This window comes from Streptomyces sp. NPDC041191 (genome assembly GCF_055591945.1).
On the sequence record NZ_JBVIZC010000003.1, the window covers coordinates 466,234 to 482,734 of the forward strand.

Here is a 16,501-nt window from a genome sequence, read left to right on the forward strand (position 1 = left end):
CCGCACCTCCCGAGGAGAACCGAGATGCTGGACATCGCCGAAGAGCTGCACCGGTGGGTCGGGCAGGGGCGCGACGTCGCCGTCGCCACCGTGGTGGCGGTCGGCGGCAGCGCGCCCCGGCAGCCGGGCGCCGCCCTCGCCGTCGACGGCGGGGGCACGGCGATCGGATCGGTCTCCGGGGGGTGCGTGGAGGGCGCGGTGTACGACCTCTGCGTCCAGGCGCTCGACGACGGCCGGACCGTCGCCGAGCGCTTCGGCTACAGCGACGAGGACGCCTTCGCGGTGGGTCTGACCTGCGGCGGGACCATCGACGTCCTCGTCTCCCCGGTCCGCGGCGGGGTCGTCCCCGCCGCGCTCGCGGCCGCCGCGGCGGGGGAGACGGCGGCCCTGGCCCGGATCGTCGCCGGTCCGGACGGCCTGCTCGGGCGCGCGCTCCTGGTCCGCCCCGACGGCTCGTACGAGGGAAGTCTCGGCGGCCCCCCGGCACGGGACCGCGCCGCGGCCGGCGCGGCCCGCGCGCTGCTCGACGCGGGCCGCACCGGCACCGTGGAGATCGGCGAGGACGGCAGCCGCTGCGGGCAGCCGCTGACCCTCCTGGTCGAGTCCTCGGTCCCGGCCCCGCGCATGATCGTCTTCGGTGCCGTCGACTTCGCGTCCGCGCTCGTACGGGTGGGGAAGTTCCTCGGCTACCGCGTCACCGTCTGCGACGCGCGGCCCGTCTTCGCCACCCGGACCCGCTTCCCCGAGGCCGACGAGATCGTGGTCGAGTGGCCCCACCGCTATCTGGAGGCCGTCTCCGCCGCGGGGGGACTCGACGGCCGGACCGTGCTGTGCGTCCTCACCCACGACGCCAAGTTCGACGTGCCCCTGCTCGAAGTGGCCCTCCGGCTCCCCGTCGCCTACGTCGGCGCCATGGGCTCCCGCCGCACCCACGAGGACCGCAACGAACGGCTGCGCGAGGCCGGCGTCACCGAGGCCGAACTCGCCCGCCTGCGCTCCCCGATCGGCCTGGACCTCGGTGCCCGTACGCCGGAGGAGACCGCCCTGTCGATCGGCGCCGAGATCGTCGCCCACCGCCGGGGCGGCAGCGGGGTGCCCCTCGCCGGCGCCCACACCCCCATCCACCACGACGGACCCCCGGAACCGGCCGGCGGGCCGGGGGACACGGCCCGGGAAGCGGTGGCCGGGGAGCTGTAGCCGGGGTCGGTACACGGGGGCGGCCGGCCGGACCGGGTGTCAGGCGCCGGTGCCGGCAACGCTGTTCACCGGGCGGAGGGGGCGGCCGGTGCCGGGCCGCATGCCGCACGCCGGTACGGCCGGGGAGGTCACGCCGGTTCGGTCAGGGAGGCCGGGTCCGCCGGGAGCGCGTCCCACGGGGGAGGAGCGGTCTGGTCGGTCCAGGCCGTCAGGGCCTCGCCGTCGACACAGAGGATTCCGCACGTGGCGGCGTACTCGGCGGCCGGCGCGGTGAAGGAACTGGTGGTCACGACCACGGCCACGTCGGCCCCGTGGACGGTGAAACAGGTGCCGCCGAACCTCTGGAGGTCCTGGGAGCCCACCCGGTTGGTCTCGGCGTAGTGCTTGCACTGGATCACCAGGCGGCGGCCGTCCACGGTCGTCGCGATCACGTCGGCGCCCAGGTCGCCCGCCCCGCCCACCACTTCCACGGGGGTGCAGCCGTCCCGGGCGCAGAGCGCGGCCACCGTGTGCTCGAAACCGTCCGCGTCGACCGCCGCGTGGTCCAGGGCCCCGGCCCCGACGTCGGGCACCACGGGCTCGCCGTACGCCTCCGTCGCGCCGGGCACACCGGAGTCGTACGGATCGGCCGCGCCGGGGTCGTACGGGCCGGCCGGCGTCCCGGGCCCGGCCGGCGTCCCGGGCCCGGCCGGGCGCCGGGCCCGGCGGTCGCGGACGGCCGACGCGCTCCTCCGGACCATCGCGAGACCGACGGCCAGCGCGCCGAGGGCGGCGAGCGCCACCAGAACGGCGGCCGGGACCCCCGACCCGCGGCTCCCCGCCGCCTCGGCCGTCTTGAAGAAGAGGGCCAAGCCGCCGACGCATATCCCCGTGAGCCCGATCGCGAGCACCAGATCGCGCCCGACGGCCACGGGGCCGCGCCGGGCCGTCGCACTGTTCTTCCCGGTCGCCCTCATCCGGACCCCTCCCTCGCTCGTGTACGGCTCCACGCGCGCCGCGGCCCCCCACCCGGGACGGGTGCGGGGTCCGCGGCGGCGCCGGTTCTGCGGCTCAGTGCCTGAAGGCGTCCTTCGTCTTCTCCTTGGCCTCGCGGGCGTCACCCTTCGCCCGCTCGGCGCGGCCCTCGCCGGCCATCCGCTCGTTGCCGAGCGCGCGGCCCGTGGTCTCCTTGATCGCGCCCTTGACCTGCTCGCCCTTGGCCCGCATCTTCTCGTCGCCCGACATGGTGACTCCTCTCCGGGAAACCGTGGCTCCGGGTTCCCGTGTTCTCGTGTTCTCGTGCGTTCCTCTGTCCGTGGTGGAAATCCGCATAACCGTGAACCCGTTCCCGAAACGCGGGGAACCGGATTCTTCGCCCCTTGCGGCTCCCGCGGTCCTTGCGGCTCCCGCGCCCCTTCCGGTGCCCCCGGCCCTTCCGGTCTCTCCGGGGCCCTTCCGGAGGCGGTGCCGGAACTCCGCGCCCGACCCGCGACAATGGCCGTCAGGGGGCCGTGCCGCGCGTACGCGGGCACGGTCCGGCCGTCTCGTAGACGAAGGAACGACGATGTGGGAAGAAGGCCGGCGCGTGAGGCTGGCGGTGGACCTCGGGCTGTCCGGAGAGGCCGTCCCGGCCGGCGGGTCCGTACCGGGGACGGACGCCTGTTTCCTGGCCCTGGGGGCGGGCGCCGAGGGCACCGTCGAGCGGGTGGACGAGGAGCGGGAGCCGGAGCGGGACGTCCGCGAGTACGAACGGCTCACGTCGCTCCTGGGCGACTTCGGCCACCAGATGCCCCCGGACAGCAGGAAGCGGCTCGAAGAGCAGATCGCTTCCCTGGAACCGGCGTGGACCGCGCACCGGGAGCGGGGACCCCGCCCGCGCGTCCGCGTCCGCTTCGACAACGGCTTCGTCGTGGACGGGGCGCCCGGGGACCTCTTCACGGCCCTCTGACTCCTCCGCCGCACGGCCCCTCGCGGCCGGACCGGGGCGGTCGGCGGGGAGCAGGACTTCGAGTTCCTCGCGGAGCGCGGGGACGAGGACGAAGCGGGGGCTCTCGCGGAACTCCCGCGGATGACCGTTCACGAGAATGACTTGATGCCTCGGCTCCCGAGTGGAACGCGCTGGACCTGGTGGGCGAGGGAGCGGGGTACCGATGCCGACGCGACGGGGGTCTTCGGAGGAGAGGGCGGAGCTGCGGCCGATCTCGCCGTACGCCGATTGTCAGAGGCTGCTGGCAACATCGCCTCTGTGAACGTCTCCCGTACCACTCCACCACGGCCTATCGACGTGGCCGCGGCCTTCCCTCGGCTGGCCCCGCTGGCCCGCACGGCGACCCGGCTGCATCCCCGCCCCGGCTCTCCGTCCCCATACGACAGTTCGGTCGGCGGGCCGCTGCTGTGGCCCTCCAGCCAGCCGTGGCTGTACTGCGACAAGTGGCACGAAGGTCCGGTTTCCCCCCTTCTGCCCGTGGCCCAGCTGTACGCGCGCGACGTGCCCCTGCTGCGGACGCCCGGACGGACCGATCTGCTCCAGGTGCTGTGGTGTCCCTCGGAGCACCCGCCGGAGTACAAGCCCACGACCGAGCTGTTCTGGCGAACCGCCGCCGACGTCACCCACGTCCTCGCCTCGCCGCCCAGGCCGAGCGAGGTGCAGTACGGCTACGCGCCGGAGCCGTGCGTGCTCGCACCGGAGCAAGTCACCGAGTACCCCAACTTCCTTGAGTTGGACGAGGAGTTGCAGCGGCAGCTGAGCGACCGGAGCCTGTGGAAGGCGGCCGGAGTCGAGATGGACGATCGCCATGAGGCCGCTCCGCAGGAGTTCTACATGAACGAGCTGTCGGAGGCCCCTGGCTGGAAGGTCGGTGGATGGGCACCTTGGGGCCTCACCGATCCCGTCGCCCGGTTCTGTATCAACTGCGGCGCCGCGATGAGCCCGCTGCTGACCATCGCCTCGGACGAATGCCGTGACCACAGAAGGAGTTGGACCCCGCACGAGGACCAATCCATCGCCGTGCTCGACAACGACCCCGTGTCGAACCCGCCCGGGATCCAGGTCTCCGACGCGAATCATCTGCAGCTCTACGTCTGCCCGACGTGCTACACGCATACCGACCTGATCCAATAAGTCGGTGAGCCTCTTCCAGCCCGAAGGGCCGTCTCCGGGTCCTCAACTGACGCGGGTTGGCCCCTGAAGAAGCCTCCGTGGACGGTCTCGCCGCAGAGTCGCCGTCACGCGCCCCCGTCCGGTTGTGTTGATGTGCGCCACACCCTCTGGCAGGGTGCGGACATCAAACGGGGAGGGACCCATGCTGAAGCAGGTCGCCGAGGGTGTGCTGATCCACCAGAGTGAGTTGCTCGAGAACAACACCGTTGTCGTGCAGGGCAGGGACGGCGTGCTGCTCGTGGACGCCGGGATCACCGGCGCCGAAATGACCTGTCTGGCGAACGACCTCCGACAGCTGGGCCGGCCCGTGGTGGCAGGGTTCTCGACGCATCCCGATTGGGATCACGTGCTCTGGCACCCTGAACTCGGCGAAGTGCCTCGTTACGGCACGGCCCGCTGCGCGGACTTCATGCGGGATGCGTTGTCGAACGCGGACTGGAAGGCCGGCGTCACCGAGGGGCTGCCGCCGGAAATCGCCGAGGACACACCGCTCGACCTGTACGGCCTGATCACTGGTCTGCCCGCTGAAACCGCGCGGCTTCCCTGGGACGGCCCCAAGGTGCGGATCATCGAGCATCCGGCGCACGCCCCGGGCCATGCGGCCCTGTTGATCGAAGAACGCCGGGTTCTCATCGCCGGCGACATGCTCTCCGACGTCTTCGTTCCCATGCTCGACGACACCGTTGACCCGGTTGAGGACTACCTGGTCGGGCTGGGGCTGCTCGAGGTCGTAGCGGACGACGTCGATGTCCTCATCCCCGGACATGGGTCCCCCGCCAGAGACGAGGAGGTACGCGCAAGGATCAAACTGGATCGAGCGTACGTGGAGGACCTGCGTGACGCCCGGGTGTCCAGCGACCCACGGGTCGTATCGCCCAAACCCGGCTGGGAGTGGGCAAGCAGCATCCACGAAGGGCAGGCCCGAAACCTCGCCCGACGAAGCAAGCGCGACGGGACGCCTGGCTAGCAGGCTGCTTCCGCCACAAGACTCCCCTGCCGGTGAGCCTCTCCGGAGCCGGCAGGCTGAACGCGTTGGACCGTCCCGCGCGACGACGAAGCTCCTGGTGGTCGGGACGCGGTGGCGGCGGCTTCCCGTGGCACGTCGGGCCCTGCCCGCCCCGGCCCACCTGCGGTGCGGTGACACCTACGCCCGGCTCGCGGCGGGGTTCGGCATCGGGATCGCCGCCGACACCCCGTACCACTCCGGGAAACACAAACGCCACGGCATGACGGACGGGACAACATCAGCCTGGTGGGGGGCCTGCTGGAAAAGAAAGGGAAATTCGCCTCGATCGAATGCCCTCTGGGAGAGCGTTCAGCACGGCGTTTCGGCGCGAAGGCGGCGTCTCACCTCGCCATTTCCGCACGGCGACACGATAGGTGAACAAAGAGGCGGAGGAGGTGGCGTCACGAATGGATTCGGTTCACCGCCCCCTCCGTTGGCCGGCATGGCTCCCTTGAGTCAACCCGCTCTCAGGGAGTGAATAGCTGGCGCGAGATGCTCTGCGATATTGCCGAGGATGCGCAGGTTCTCCCGCACGCCGAGCGTGTTGGGGATCGTGACGAGCAGGGTGTCCGCCTCCTTCACTGCGTGATCTTGCCGAATCTCCCTGATGATGGCCTCCGGCTCTCCGATGAAGCCCTTCCCGAAACGGGAGATGGCACCTCCAAGGACGCCGACGTTTTCTTGTGCTCGGAGCGCCGCGGGGCCGAACAAGGATCGGTCACGGTCGGAGACGATCGGCAGGATGCTGCGCACGACGGCGACGCGGGGCGCACCTCGATGGCCCGCGCGATCCCAGGCGGCGCGGAAGCCCCTGACCTGTTCGGCCTGGAGCTCCGAGAACGGAACACCCGTGTCCTCGGAGAGCAAGGTGCTACTGAGCAGGTGCATGCCCTGTTCGCCGGCCCACTGTGCGCTCTGTCGCGTGGCCGATCCCCACCAGATGCGCTGCGGAAGGGTCTCTGACTGCGGTTGGACCGGCAACGGCACCTGCACGCCGGTCTCGGCGGGGTCGCTGATCGCCATCGGAGCCCCGGCAATGGCGGCGCGGAAGCGGTCGGTGTGCTCGCGTGCCATGTCTGCGGCGTCGCTGTCGGCGGACGGACGGAAGCCGAAGCTCTCTCATCCGCGCGGGGCGGGTTCCTGTGATCCTCGGCTGATGCCGAGCTGGAGACGTCCGCCGCTGATGAGGTCGGCCGCGGACAGGTGGTGGCGGGGCCGGTAGTGGCCGGAGGAGAGGAACCCCAGATTCTTCGTCATCGTGGCTCCTTTCACGGGACCGGGACGGAATCGGTGGGCGACTCCGCCGCAGTGGGCGGCTCGTCCCCGGTGGAGTGGGGGGTGGGCGTGCCGCCGGCTCGGCGCAGGAGGATGACGGCGGCGCCGATGACCGTGGTGACGACGGCGCAGGCGATCATCATCATGCGGAACACGGTGGCGTAGACGGCTGCATGGCCGGTGGCCCCGGCTGCGACCTCGGCGCCGAGAGTCGGGTTGCTGAGCTGGGCGCCGATGATCGCGGCGAGGGCGGCGCCGAAGACGGCGACGGCGAGCGCTTCGCTGCCGAGTCGGAGGAAGTTGAGTACGCCGGCTGCGGCGGCGCTGCTGTGTGCGGGGACGGAGGCGAGTGCTTCGCCGTCGACGAGTCCGAGGGGGAGCCCCCATCCGAATCCCAGCAGGATCATCGGGATGACGAGCAGCACGGGGGACAGGCTCGGGTCGAACAGCAGGAACAGCACGTCGCCGGTGATGAGCAGGATGATGGCGGTGTTGATGATCGTGTGCGGCGAGACGCGGGTGCGGGTGATCAGCGCGCCGGTGAGCAGCGGGCCGACGAGCACGGGGAGCGTCAGCGGGAGCATGAACAGCCCCGCGGTCGCCGAGTCCTGACCGTGGACGGCGCTCAGCGCGATGGGTGCGTAGGTGAGGACTGAGACGTAGGCGAACGACGCGGCGACGGGGACCAGCGCGACTGCAAGGAAGCGAGGGCTGCGCAGCGGCGACAGATCGAGGAGGCCTCGGCGGGGCGCGTCGCCCGTCGACGTGGCGGACGGTGCCGGCAGGACTCTGAACGCCGCAGCCGCCAGTACGAGCGCGGCGACCCCGGCGACCACGCCGAAGACGCCACGCCATCCGAGCGCCGTGACAAGCAGGCCGCTGAGCGTGGGGCCGACCGCCAGGCCGATGCCCACGATCGTGCCCAGGAGGGCGAAGGCGTGTGCGCGTCGCTTGCCGTCGTAGGCGTGGGAGATGATCGAGGTGCCGCCGGTCGCGATGGCGGCCGCGCCGACGCCGGTGATGATCCGTGCGAGGTCGAGGAGGATCAGGTTTCCGGCGAGGGCGCTTCCGACTGCTCCGAGCAGGACCGTGGCGAGGCCGACGACGAACGTCCGTCGCAGCCCGATCCGGTTGCCGATCTGCCCCCACAGCAGCGTGGAGACCGTCAGGGCGATGTTGAAGCCGTTGACGACGCCCTGCAGCATGGTCGGGTCGCTGCCGAGGTCCCGCGAGATGTCGGGAAGCGCGATCGCGGCGCCAGTGATGCTGATCGGCATCACGAAGATGCCCAGCAGCACGACGGGCAGCAGCAACGGCGATGGTGATGGAGGCTCGGGGGTGGCGTGAGTGGGCGACAAGATTCTTCCTAGGTACGATGTGGGTCGTACCTGATGGAAGCATGCACGTAAGGTACGATGCAAACCAGACTTGAGAGGAGGAAGCGAATGGTGAAGGAAACACCTTCGGGGCCGGCGGCTGCGGAGATGGAGCTCGGCACCGTCCTCCGAGCGCTCTCCGACGAGCACCGTCGTGCGGTGATGGTCGAGCTCGCCGTGGACAAGGAGGATCGCGAGCGCACGTGTAACTCGTTCGATCTGCCGATCTCGAAGCAGACCCAGACGCACCACTTCCGTGCGCTTCGGGAGGCCGGACTGATCTGCGAGATTGACTACGGGAACCGGAAGGGCATCCGGCTGCGCCGGTCGGACATCGACGCACGTTTCCCTGGCCTGCTCGGGATCCTCGCGGCGGAGGCGCGCAAGCCGGAACGCGCACATGGCTAGCAGCGCCGCCACGGCACGCTGTGCGCAGCAAGACCCGCAGGTCGAACTCGTCCCCGCCCGCGGGTGCGGAAGGCGACGACTGCGGCCTCGGTGCGCGAAGCCCCGCAGGTGAGCGTGTGGACCGAGGCCGACGTGACACAGACGATGGGCTATCTCCGTCACCTTCGCTCCGCGGACCCTTCGAGGGCGTGAAGGTGTCTCCACTGCTCGTCGTCTGGCCGGCAGTCCTGCGTGCGATCCGCCGGACTCCGGCCGCGAGAGCCGCATGGGGACGAACCGAACGGCGCGTTCATCCGCATCCGTCGTGACGTGAACCTCGGAGCCGCCGTCGCGACGCCGCGAGGTCTCATCGTGCCCAACGCCAAGAAGGCGCAGGACCTTTCCGTCCGCGAACTCGCCGCCGCGATCACACGGCCGGCGATGACGGCTCGCGAGGGAAAGGCGTCGGTGTCCGACCGGCAGGGCGGCACGATCACCTACCGGCAGGTCGTGGCGGTGTTCACCGAGGCCGACCATCCGCTGCGTGCGCGGCAGGTGTGCGAGGCGATGGACGTGGCGGTCGCGCCCAACAGCATCAACGACGTCCGCCTCAAGCTCACGCGGCTGGCCGACCGCGGGATCCCGGCCGAGACCGAGCCAGGCTTGTTCACCCGGCCTCGGCCGTAGCCGACCGGCATCGCCACGACCTGCCCGCCCGTCCCGCGCGACAGGAGCAGCTGGGGAACCTGAGCGTGTGGCAGGCCGCCGACGCGGAGATGGACGGCGAAGAACTTCCGTGGCCGGAGGAGTTCTACGACAGAGAACGGGCCGGCGCGCCCGGCCGGAAGGCCGGCGGCCGGCCGCGGTGGACTGCCACCGACCCGGGCCCCGGCCCTGCCCGGCCCGCGGCAGAGACAGGGACGCCCTGCTCACCATCGCCACGTACGAGGGCGACGACGACAGCAGTTCGTCAGGCGTGCCGGGCGAAGACCTCGCGGACGTGGGCGAGGTCCGCCTCCCTCTCCTTCTCGTCCTGGTACAGGCCGTCCTCGTCCCGCGCCGCCACGACGGTCTCCGGGGTGAAGTCCCGGCCGAAGCGGTAGGCGTCCAGGCAGTAGTCGAAGCCGGACTCGCCGAAGAGGTCCACGTCCTCGCGGCGGCAGTGCTCCGCCAGACCGTCGGACACGTGCCAGCGTGCGCCGTCGTACCAGAAGACGCCGCCCGCGTAATGGATCGTCCGGCCCGTCGTGGGGTCCGTGAGGTTCAGCGACTCGTAGTTCTCGGGACGGTCGCGGACCAGGGCGACGAGGGACTCGGGGACGCCCTCGTAGAAGGACTCCTGGAGGGCGAAGTCCCCCTCGGCGTACAGGTTCAGCTCCGACTCGTGGTCGAAGGTCAGCAGCAGGACGCGGCCGTCCTCCGCGAAGTACCAGACCGCGGACTGGCCGCCGCCGTCGTTCCAGGCCGGACGGCACGCGCCGGGCACCGTCACCGGTTCGACCCCGGTGAGCTCGTCCACGACGGCCGCGCGGCGCCGCACCTCCGGAAGGGGGGTCGCCGCCAGGGCGTCCCACATCGCGTTGTTCATCCCCGCAGGGTATCCACCGCCTGCGACAGGACCGTTGCCCGGCGCCCCGCCGGCCGCCCCCGCACCCGGCACGGGCGTACCGCCGCTCCCGTCCGCCCCGCCCGGCCGGTGGGGTGGTGGGGCGGTCACAGCCGCTTCAGGCAGTCCTCGAACTCGGGGAGCGTCACCAGGCCGTCGCCGTCGACGTCGGCCTTGCGGAACAGGTGCCGCAGGGCCTCGTCGTCGTGGTCCCGCCCCGTCAGCCGCCTCACGGCACGGCCGAACTCGCGCACATCGAGCCGCCAGTCGTCGTCGGTGTCGAACTCCCCGAACACCGCGCGGACTTCCGTCGGCGCGCCCCCGTCGCTCATGCGGTCTCCTCGTCGTCGCTCCGGTCCCGTCGCCGGATGCGGACCGGCTGCCCGCTCCTCGCGCGTGCCAAACGGTGCCGCCCGGGAGCGGCACCGTCCGGGGCGCGACGGGTCCGCCGCCCGGCGGCCCTTCCGGGGCGGGTCAGACGCCCAGGAGGGACCGGAGGTGGGCGCAGGCGTCCGCCTCGGTGGCGTGCACGGCGACCGGTTCGTACACGCCCCGCTCGTACACCCCGGTCTCCCAGCCGCTCCCGTCCGGCGCCGCCCGCAGGTAGGCGAAGTCGGTCGGGACGGGGGACGGCTCGTGGACGCCCTCGATCCAGTAGTACCCGGCGGGCACACCGGCGTCGCCGAGCGCCCGCTCCAGCGCGCGGAGACCGGTCACGCGGGGACCCGCGCCAGGTAGCCGTGGTCCAGGAGCCACTTCACGTTGAGGCGCTGCCCCTCGCCCGGGTCGAGGAAGACCGGGTCCAGCTTGATCTGGCGGCCGCCGCCCGGCTGCTCGAACCAGGGCGCGACGGAACCCTCCCAGACCACGAACGCCCGCCTCACCTCGTACACGCGGTAGTCGCAGGGAACGGCCGTGTCACGGGTGTTGAGGTTCTGCGGGGGCAGCGCCCGTTCGGCGTAGGCGTCGCCCGCGGGGGCCAGGTAGCCGCCGTACTCCGAACCGAAGCGGTCCAGGCGCTCGCCCGGTGCCAGGAGGTCGGGGGACTTGTCGACCTCGCCGTTGACCTCGCCGAAGCCGTCGTTCGGCGGGTACTTCCAGCCCCCGGTGTCGGCCGGGCCCTCCCAGTACTTCTTGAGGAAGGCGGCGGGGGAGAGCTTCCCGGTCCGGTGGTAGCCGTCGAGCAGCGGCCCGACCGGCTTCTGGTTCTTCTTCGGCAGGTACCGCGGCCCGAGCCGGCCGTCGCCCCGGAACTCCCCGGTGCAGGGGGCGTGCGCCGCCGCCCGGTGCTCTCCGGTGGGCGCGGCGGGCGCGGCCTGTGCCGCGGGGGCCGCCGTGAGGGCGGCGGTGACGCCCGTGGCGGCGAGTACGGCACGGATTCTGAGAACGGTACGGCTGTGCTCCACGCGGAGGTCTCCTCGGAACGGGTCGGCCAGGGGCGCGGCACACGGTAACGGAGCGCATGCGCGGGGTGACGGAGGAGATGGGGTGGAAACCGGCCATTCGCGCCGGAGCGTCCGGGGCGTCCGGCGGGGCGCGCCGGGACCGCCTCCGGGCCCGTGCGCGTCCGGGAGCCGGAGGCGCCCTCGGTCCCGGGAGGCGTCCCCGGGGTCCGGCTCAGGCCCTCCGGGGTCCGGCTCAGGCCTTTCGGAGTCCGCTGAGGAGCAGTTCGGCCAGCTGGTCGTACGCCTCGGCGTCGGCCAGGCCGGTCGCGGCGGCGACCTGGCGCCGCTGGATGCGGACCATCACGGAGGAGATGACGTCGGCGGCGAAGGTCACGTGCACCTCGCGGAAGACGCCGGTCCGCACGCCCTCCTCGATGAGCTGCTGGACCCGGCCGGCCGCCGCGCGGGTGTTGCGCTCGTACACCTCGGCCGCCGGTTCGAAGGCCGCCACGTCGTCGAAGAACCGCGGCGAGACCGGTGCCAGCTCGGCCGAGACGGCCCGCAGGTAGGCGGCGAGCCGCTCGGCCGGGCCGGTGGCGGCCGCGAGGACGGCCTCGACCCGGGCCGTGGCGCGCCGGAAGAAGTGCACGACCGCCGCGCGAACGAGCTGTTCCTTGCTGCCGGCCAGGCCGTACAGGGTCCGCTTCGAGCAGTGCAGCCGGGCGGCGAGATCGTCGAGCGTCAGCCGGGCGAAGCCCTCGTCGACGAGGAGGGCGACCAGCTCCTCGAAGAGGGCGGAGCGGCGTGCCGCCCCGCGGCCCGTCAGGTGCGGGGTGTCGGCGGCGGTGGTCTCGATCACCCCGCCAGTATTCCAGGCCGTCCCTCCGGGGGGTTGCGGCGGCTCCCGCCTGCGCTACTCTCAGCGGTACTGCAGTACCTCTGCCAGTACCACTTTGCGCGCCGCTGGAGTCGCCATGGATGTCGACCGCCTGCTTCCCACCCCCGAAGCCGCGGACCTCATCGCCCTCACCCGGGAGATCGCCGACAAGGAACTCGCTCCCCGGGTGGACGCGCACGAGGCCGCCGAGACCTATCCCGAAGGGCTCTTCGCGAAGCTCGGGGAGGCGGGGCTCCTGGGCCTCGCGTACCCCGAGGAGTACGGCGGCGGGGGCCAGCCCTACGAGGTCTACCTCCAGGTCCTGGAGGAGCTGGCGGCGCGCTGGGCGGCCGTGGCCGTCGCCACCAGCGTCCACACGCTGGCCTGCCACCCCCTCCACGCCTTCGGCACCCCGGACCAGAAGGAGCGCTGGCTGCCCGCGATGCTGGAGGGCCGGACCATCGGCGGCTACAGCCTCTCCGAGCCGCAGGCCGGCTCCGACGCCGCCGCCCTCACCTGCAGGGCGGAGCGGCAGGACGACGGCAGCGGGTACCGGATCACCGGCACCAAGGCATGGATCACCCACGGCGGCCGGGCCGGCTTCTACACCCTCTTCGCCCGCACGGCCCCCGGCAGCCACGGCGTCTCCTGCTTCCTCGCCCCCGGCACCGCGGAGGGCCTCAGCTTCGGGGTGCCCGAGCGCAAGATGGGCCTCCAGGCCGTTCCCACCACCTCCGCCCACTGGGACGGCGCCCTCATCGAGGAGGACCGCCTCGTCGGGAAGGAGGGGCAGGGCCTCCAGATCGCCTTCAGCGCCCTCGACAACGGCCGCCTCGGCATCGCCGCCTGCGCCACGGGCCTCGCCCAGGCCGCCCTGGCCGCCGCCGTCGACCACGCCAACGAGCGCACCACCTTCGGCCGCAGGATCATCGACCACCAGGGCCTCGGCTTCCTCCTCGCCGACATGGCCGCCGCCGTCGACGCTGCCCGCGCCACCTACCTGGACGCGGCCCGCCGCCGCGACCTCGGCCGCCCCTTCAGCCGCCAGGCCAGCGCGGCCAAGCTCATCGCCACCGACACGGCCATGAAGGTCACCACGGACGCGGTCCAGGTCCTCGGCGGTTACGGCTACACCCGCGACTTCCCCGTGGAGCGCTACATGCGCGAGGCCAAGATCATGCAGATCTTCGAGGGGACCAACCAGATCCAGCGGCTGGTGATCAGCCGGGGGCTGGTGCGGGCGGAGAAGTAGCGGGTCGGACCCCACGTGGGAAGTTTCGTCCAGCGCCCCGACGCCTCCGGTGCGCGCCTCGGGGGCCGCCTTTTCGCCGTTGGGGAGAATTTTGGGAGATCAAGTTTCCAACAACTTCTCCCGAGCGGATCGGACCGTACTCCCGGATGTCGAGGCCCGGGCGCCGGGCCCCCCACAGGCGTTCCAGAGTGTCGGCGATGGCCGGCTCCATGCCGAGGATCGTGTGGGAACAGGTGCCTTCCATACCGGGGACCTCGTGGCCCATCCGCTCCTCAAGGGCGACGCGCGGGCGGCGCCCCTCCTTGTCCGGCCAGACCCTGCCGGCATGGCGTAGGCCGTGCGGAGTCATGCCGGCGACGCCCGGGACCGGGCGGATTCCGGGTCGGGCGGCGTGTCCCCGGCTGCTCGGCTTCGGCGCCCGGCCGTTGACGATTGGCTGGAACGTGTCGGAGTGGAACTCGCCGCCGATGCTCAGTCGGCCGCCCGGACTCGGGCGGGTCCCCGAGGGACGCGAGCGACGCGGCGAACCGGCGCCTCGTCCAGCTGTGCGGCCCGGAGTGCGACGAGATCAACCCCCAGCCGCCCGACGCCCCGCCGAACCCGCGGGACCCCCGGGACCCGCCGCCGGAGAGGCCGGGGGAGCGGGACCGGAACGTCCCGTTTCACACTCCGGAAGCGGGACATCTCTGGTCTTCGGTGCGTCCTTCGCCGGCGACACGGCAGGGGTTTCCTGCTCCGGCTCCTCGTCTTTGATCATGGCCGCATCGCCCCAGGTGGTCTGAGGGCTGGTCGATCCACCGACTGCCGAACCCGCGGAATCCCTGGCGCCCCGTTTTCGGAAAAAGGCGCGCAGACCACCCCGTGGTGGGTCATCCTGGAGGCGTTCTCGGAACCCACTCCTTCGAGAGCACCCCTCCAAGGGGCCGCAATCCCCCTTGCGGTGCCGCAGAGTGAGCCCGGTCGTACATCTCCCAGCCGTGCGGCCGGCCTTGTGCGTGTCGGGGGCGCGTGCGCGGGGGTTCCTCGCACTGTGGGCAGCGTAATTCTGTGGTGCTACTCAGCGAGGCGCCCCGCCCTGTTTCAAAGAGCGGGGCGTCTTCGTCGTGAGGGCCTTGATCAATGCGGGATGCCGTCGATGACGTCCCGGGCCCCCTGCCGCAGCAGGGCGACGGCCACGGAGGTGCCGAGCGTGGCCGGATCGAGGCGGCCCGCCCACTCGTGGGCATTGAGGACCGTCTTGCCGTCCGGGGTGAACACACAGGCCCGCAGGGACAGTTCTCCACCGCGCTCGACGCGGGCGAAACCGGCGATGGGGGAGTTGCAGTGGCCCTGGAGGACGTGGAGGAGCATCCGCTCGGCCTGCGTCTCGCGATAGGCGTCGAGGTCGCCGAGGTCGCTGATCGTGCTGATCAGGTCGGTGTCGCCCTCGCGGCACTGGAGCGCGAGAACGCCGGCGCCGATCGGCGGCATCATCACGTCGGTCGGCAGGATCTCGGTGATGACGTCCGGGCGGCCGATCCGCTCCAGGCCGGCGACGGCCAGGAGCAGCGCGTCGGCTTCACCGGCGGCCAGCTTCTCCAGGCGCCGGTTGGCGTTGCCGCGCATCGGGACGCACTCCAGGTGCGGGTGCGAGGCGGCGAGCTGGGCGATGCGGCGCACCGAGGAGGTGCCGATGCGGGTCCCGGCCGGGAGTTCGTCGAGTGCGAGGCCGCCGGGGTGGATCAGGGCGTCGCGGATGTCGTCGCGCTTGAGGAACGCGGCGAACGTCGTTCCGGCCGGGAGGGGCCGGTCGGCGGGGACGTCCTTGACGCAGTGGACCGCGAGGTCGGCTTCCCCGGCGAGGAGCGCGGCGTCGACCTCCTTGGTGAAGGCGCCCTTCCCCTCGACCGCGCTGAGGTCGCCCATCCACTTGTCGCCCGTCGTCTTCACCGGAAGCACCGTGGTGGTGATGCCGGGGCGGAGCGCGGCCAACTCGGCACGGACACGCTCCACCTGGGCCAGGGCCATCGGCGAATCGCGGGAGACGATGCGAATCAGATCACTGGGCATGAGGGCACGATAGACCCTCGGATCCGGGCGGCGACCACGAGCACCGAGGCCCACCGCATCGGCGTGGCGCGGACGTTGAGCACATCGGGCAGTCGTTCGAGGAACCCGTCGACCCGGGGCCGGTGGTCGTCCGGCCACGTGGCCCGGGGCGGCATGTCGTCCACGACGTGCAGGGTGCCGGGCTTGAGCAGCGCAAGGAGGTCCGGCAGCCGGACGTACTTCCCGGGCCTGCAGTCGACGTACGCCAGGTCGTACCGCTCGCCGGGCTCCTGCGCGGTGAGCCAGGCGTCCGCGTCCGAGTGGACGAACTCGATCCGGGGATCGTCGCCGAGATGCCGGCGGGCGACTGCCTGCACCTCCTGGTCCACCTCGACGGCGGTGAGTCGGGCCGTGGAGTCCATGCCGGAGGTGAGCCACGCCGCGCCGGCGCCGACGCCGGTGCCCAGCTCCAGGACGTGGCCGCCCGGCTTGGACGCGGCGAGCGTCGCCAGCAGGGAGCCGGTGCGTTCTTCGCAGGACATCGCGAACCCGGTCCGGGCCGCGTCCGCGAGGATCGCGTCGAGCCGCGCGGGCCGCCGGTGGGGGACGTCACGCACTGCGGGCCTCCTCCAGGCGGCGGGCCACGGCCTCGGCGGCGAAGGTGAGGACCTGGTCGGCGCCCGCGCGTTTGAGCATCCCGAGGTACTCGACCGTCCCGGCCGCACCGAGCGTCCGGAGTGCGCCCCACTCGCCGGAGGCGGAGTAGGCGACGATCGGGACGCGCTGGTCGTCACGGAGGCGGGCCAGGACATCCACGGCCGTCATGACGGGCTGGAGGGTGAGGGAGTCGGCGCCCTCGTCCCTGAGGAGCGCGAGGGAGTCGTCACCTCGCCCAGAAGAAGGAAGCAGCCGTAATCGGAAGTACCGTACGGCTGCCTCTGACGGCCTGTGACCGCTCGTGCTGTGCCGGGGG

At 72.0% G+C, this 16,501-nt stretch carries 20 protein-coding genes and 1 pseudogene; 8 read left to right on the forward strand and 13 right to left on the reverse strand.

The window, feature by feature from the left end; translation table 11 throughout:
* Nucleotides 1-24: 24 nt before the first annotated feature.
* Nucleotides 25-1,197 carry an XdhC family protein gene (locus ACZ6AQ_RS08170; RefSeq protein WP_468758380.1) on the forward strand — a complete coding sequence of 391 codons (1,173 nt, stop codon included), beginning with the start codon at nt 25-27 and terminating at the stop codon, nt 1,195-1,197.
* Between the two features lie 128 nt (nt 1,198-1,325).
* On the opposite strand, the gene ACZ6AQ_RS08175 is transcribed toward ACZ6AQ_RS08170, so the two are convergent.
* On the reverse strand, nt 1,326-2,153 hold the full coding sequence (locus ACZ6AQ_RS08175; RefSeq protein WP_468758381.1) for a restriction endonuclease: 828 nt from the start codon (nt 2,151-2,153) through the stop codon (nt 1,326-1,328).
* A 94-nt stretch (nt 2,154-2,247) separates the two neighbouring features.
* Nucleotides 2,248-2,421 (reverse strand): CsbD family protein, encoded by a 174-nt coding sequence (locus ACZ6AQ_RS08180; RefSeq protein WP_468758383.1) that lies wholly within the window; start codon nt 2,419-2,421, stop codon nt 2,248-2,250.
* Between the two features lie 340 nt (nt 2,422-2,761).
* Between ACZ6AQ_RS08180 and ACZ6AQ_RS08185 the strand changes: the two genes are divergently transcribed.
* The 4 genes and pseudogenes from ACZ6AQ_RS08185 to ACZ6AQ_RS08200 all read left to right on the forward strand — a co-directional run.
* The gene (locus ACZ6AQ_RS08185) at nt 2,762-3,124 is read left to right on the forward strand and encodes a hypothetical protein (protein ID WP_388696914.1); all 363 of its coding nucleotides are present in this window, start codon (nt 2,762-2,764) and stop codon (nt 3,122-3,124) included.
* Between the two features lie 516 nt (nt 3,125-3,640).
* Complete coding sequence (locus tag ACZ6AQ_RS08190; protein WP_468758385.1) at nt 3,641-4,297, forward strand: hypothetical protein; 657 nt, start codon at nt 3,641-3,643, stop codon at nt 4,295-4,297.
* A 181-nt stretch (nt 4,298-4,478) separates the two neighbouring features.
* Nucleotides 4,479-5,303: an MBL fold metallo-hydrolase gene (locus ACZ6AQ_RS08195; RefSeq protein ID WP_468758387.1), complete on the forward strand. Its 825-nt coding sequence runs from the start codon at nt 4,479-4,481 to the stop codon at nt 5,301-5,303.
* Nucleotides 5,296-5,565: pseudogene (locus ACZ6AQ_RS08200) on the forward strand (helix-turn-helix domain-containing protein); the annotation flags it as partial. The gene ACZ6AQ_RS08195 and the pseudogene ACZ6AQ_RS08200, both read left to right, overlap by 8 nt.
* A gap of 233 nt (nt 5,566-5,798) precedes the next feature.
* On the opposite strand, the gene ACZ6AQ_RS08205 reads toward ACZ6AQ_RS08200, so the two are convergent.
* The 3 genes from ACZ6AQ_RS08205 to ACZ6AQ_RS08215 are packed head-to-tail and all read right to left on the reverse strand — an operon-like array spanning nt 5,799 to nt 7,930.
* Nucleotides 5,799-6,416 (reverse strand): hypothetical protein, encoded by a 618-nt coding sequence (locus ACZ6AQ_RS08205; protein WP_468758388.1) that lies wholly within the window; start codon nt 6,414-6,416, stop codon nt 5,799-5,801.
* A 45-nt stretch (nt 6,417-6,461) separates the two neighbouring features.
* Nucleotides 6,462-6,599, reverse strand: coding sequence for a hypothetical protein (locus tag ACZ6AQ_RS08210; protein WP_468758390.1), 138 nt, complete (start codon nt 6,597-6,599; stop codon nt 6,462-6,464).
* A gap of 11 nt (nt 6,600-6,610) precedes the next feature.
* The gene (locus ACZ6AQ_RS08215; protein ID WP_468758392.1) at nt 6,611-7,930 is read right to left on the reverse strand and encodes an MFS transporter; all 1,320 of its coding nucleotides are present in this window, start codon (nt 7,928-7,930) and stop codon (nt 6,611-6,613) included.
* A gap of 132 nt (nt 7,931-8,062) precedes the next feature.
* Between ACZ6AQ_RS08215 and ACZ6AQ_RS08220 the strand changes: the two genes are divergently transcribed.
* Nucleotides 8,063-8,401: an ArsR/SmtB family transcription factor gene (locus ACZ6AQ_RS08220; RefSeq protein ID WP_468758394.1), complete on the forward strand. Its 339-nt coding sequence runs from the start codon at nt 8,063-8,065 to the stop codon at nt 8,399-8,401.
* Between the two features lie 231 nt (nt 8,402-8,632).
* The gene (locus ACZ6AQ_RS08225; RefSeq protein WP_468758395.1) at nt 8,633-9,067 is read left to right on the forward strand and encodes a 2-oxo acid dehydrogenase subunit E2; all 435 of its coding nucleotides are present in this window, start codon (nt 8,633-8,635) and stop codon (nt 9,065-9,067) included.
* 283 nt (nt 9,068-9,350) lie between these two features.
* Here ACZ6AQ_RS08225 and ACZ6AQ_RS08230 read toward each other — a convergent pair whose 3' ends face one another.
* The 5 genes from ACZ6AQ_RS08230 to ACZ6AQ_RS08250 form a co-directional block, all read right to left on the reverse strand.
* Entirely contained in the window at nt 9,351-9,968 is a 618-nt protein-coding gene (locus ACZ6AQ_RS08230; protein ID WP_468758397.1) for a hypothetical protein, read from the reverse strand.
* 125 nt (nt 9,969-10,093) lie between these two features.
* Nucleotides 10,094-10,318, reverse strand: a complete 225-nt coding sequence (locus ACZ6AQ_RS08235; RefSeq protein ID WP_468758398.1) for an EF-hand domain-containing protein — start codon at nt 10,316-10,318, stop codon at nt 10,094-10,096.
* 142 nt (nt 10,319-10,460) lie between these two features.
* Nucleotides 10,461-10,703 carry a hypothetical protein gene (locus ACZ6AQ_RS08240; RefSeq protein WP_468758400.1) on the reverse strand — a complete coding sequence of 81 codons (243 nt, stop codon included), beginning with the start codon at nt 10,701-10,703 and terminating at the stop codon, nt 10,461-10,463.
* Nucleotides 10,700-11,392 (reverse strand): TNT domain-containing protein, encoded by a 693-nt coding sequence (locus ACZ6AQ_RS08245; RefSeq protein ID WP_468758402.1) that lies wholly within the window; start codon nt 11,390-11,392, stop codon nt 10,700-10,702. The genes ACZ6AQ_RS08240 and ACZ6AQ_RS08245 overlap by 4 nt, the downstream gene beginning before the upstream one ends.
* A gap of 232 nt (nt 11,393-11,624) precedes the next feature.
* Nucleotides 11,625-12,230, reverse strand: coding sequence for a TetR/AcrR family transcriptional regulator (locus tag ACZ6AQ_RS08250; protein ID WP_388696927.1), 606 nt, complete (start codon nt 12,228-12,230; stop codon nt 11,625-11,627).
* A gap of 115 nt (nt 12,231-12,345) precedes the next feature.
* Here ACZ6AQ_RS08250 and ACZ6AQ_RS08255 point away from each other — a divergent pair, with 115 nt between their 5' ends.
* A complete protein-coding gene (locus ACZ6AQ_RS08255; protein WP_468758403.1) occupies nt 12,346-13,500 on the forward strand; it encodes an acyl-CoA dehydrogenase family protein in 1,155 nt (384 codons plus the stop codon).
* 1,116 nt (nt 13,501-14,616) lie between these two features.
* Here the strand turns inward: ACZ6AQ_RS08255 and hemC are convergent.
* Genes hemC through ACZ6AQ_RS08270 form a run of 3 tightly spaced genes read right to left on the reverse strand, consistent with a single transcriptional unit; the run spans nt 14,617 to nt 16,437 of the window.
* On the reverse strand, nt 14,617-15,549 hold the full coding sequence (gene hemC / locus ACZ6AQ_RS08260) for a hydroxymethylbilane synthase (protein ID WP_468758405.1): 933 nt from the start codon (nt 15,547-15,549) through the stop codon (nt 14,617-14,619).
* Nucleotides 15,534-16,145: an O-methyltransferase gene (locus tag ACZ6AQ_RS08265; protein ID WP_468758407.1), complete on the reverse strand. Its 612-nt coding sequence runs from the start codon at nt 16,143-16,145 to the stop codon at nt 15,534-15,536. The genes hemC and ACZ6AQ_RS08265 overlap by 16 nt, the downstream gene beginning before the upstream one ends.
* The gene (locus ACZ6AQ_RS08270) at nt 16,138-16,437 is read right to left on the reverse strand and encodes a hypothetical protein (protein WP_468758577.1); all 300 of its coding nucleotides are present in this window, start codon (nt 16,435-16,437) and stop codon (nt 16,138-16,140) included. Before ACZ6AQ_RS08270 ends, ACZ6AQ_RS08265 begins: the two co-directional genes overlap by 8 nt.
* Between the last annotated feature and the right edge of the window lie 64 nt (nt 16,438-16,501).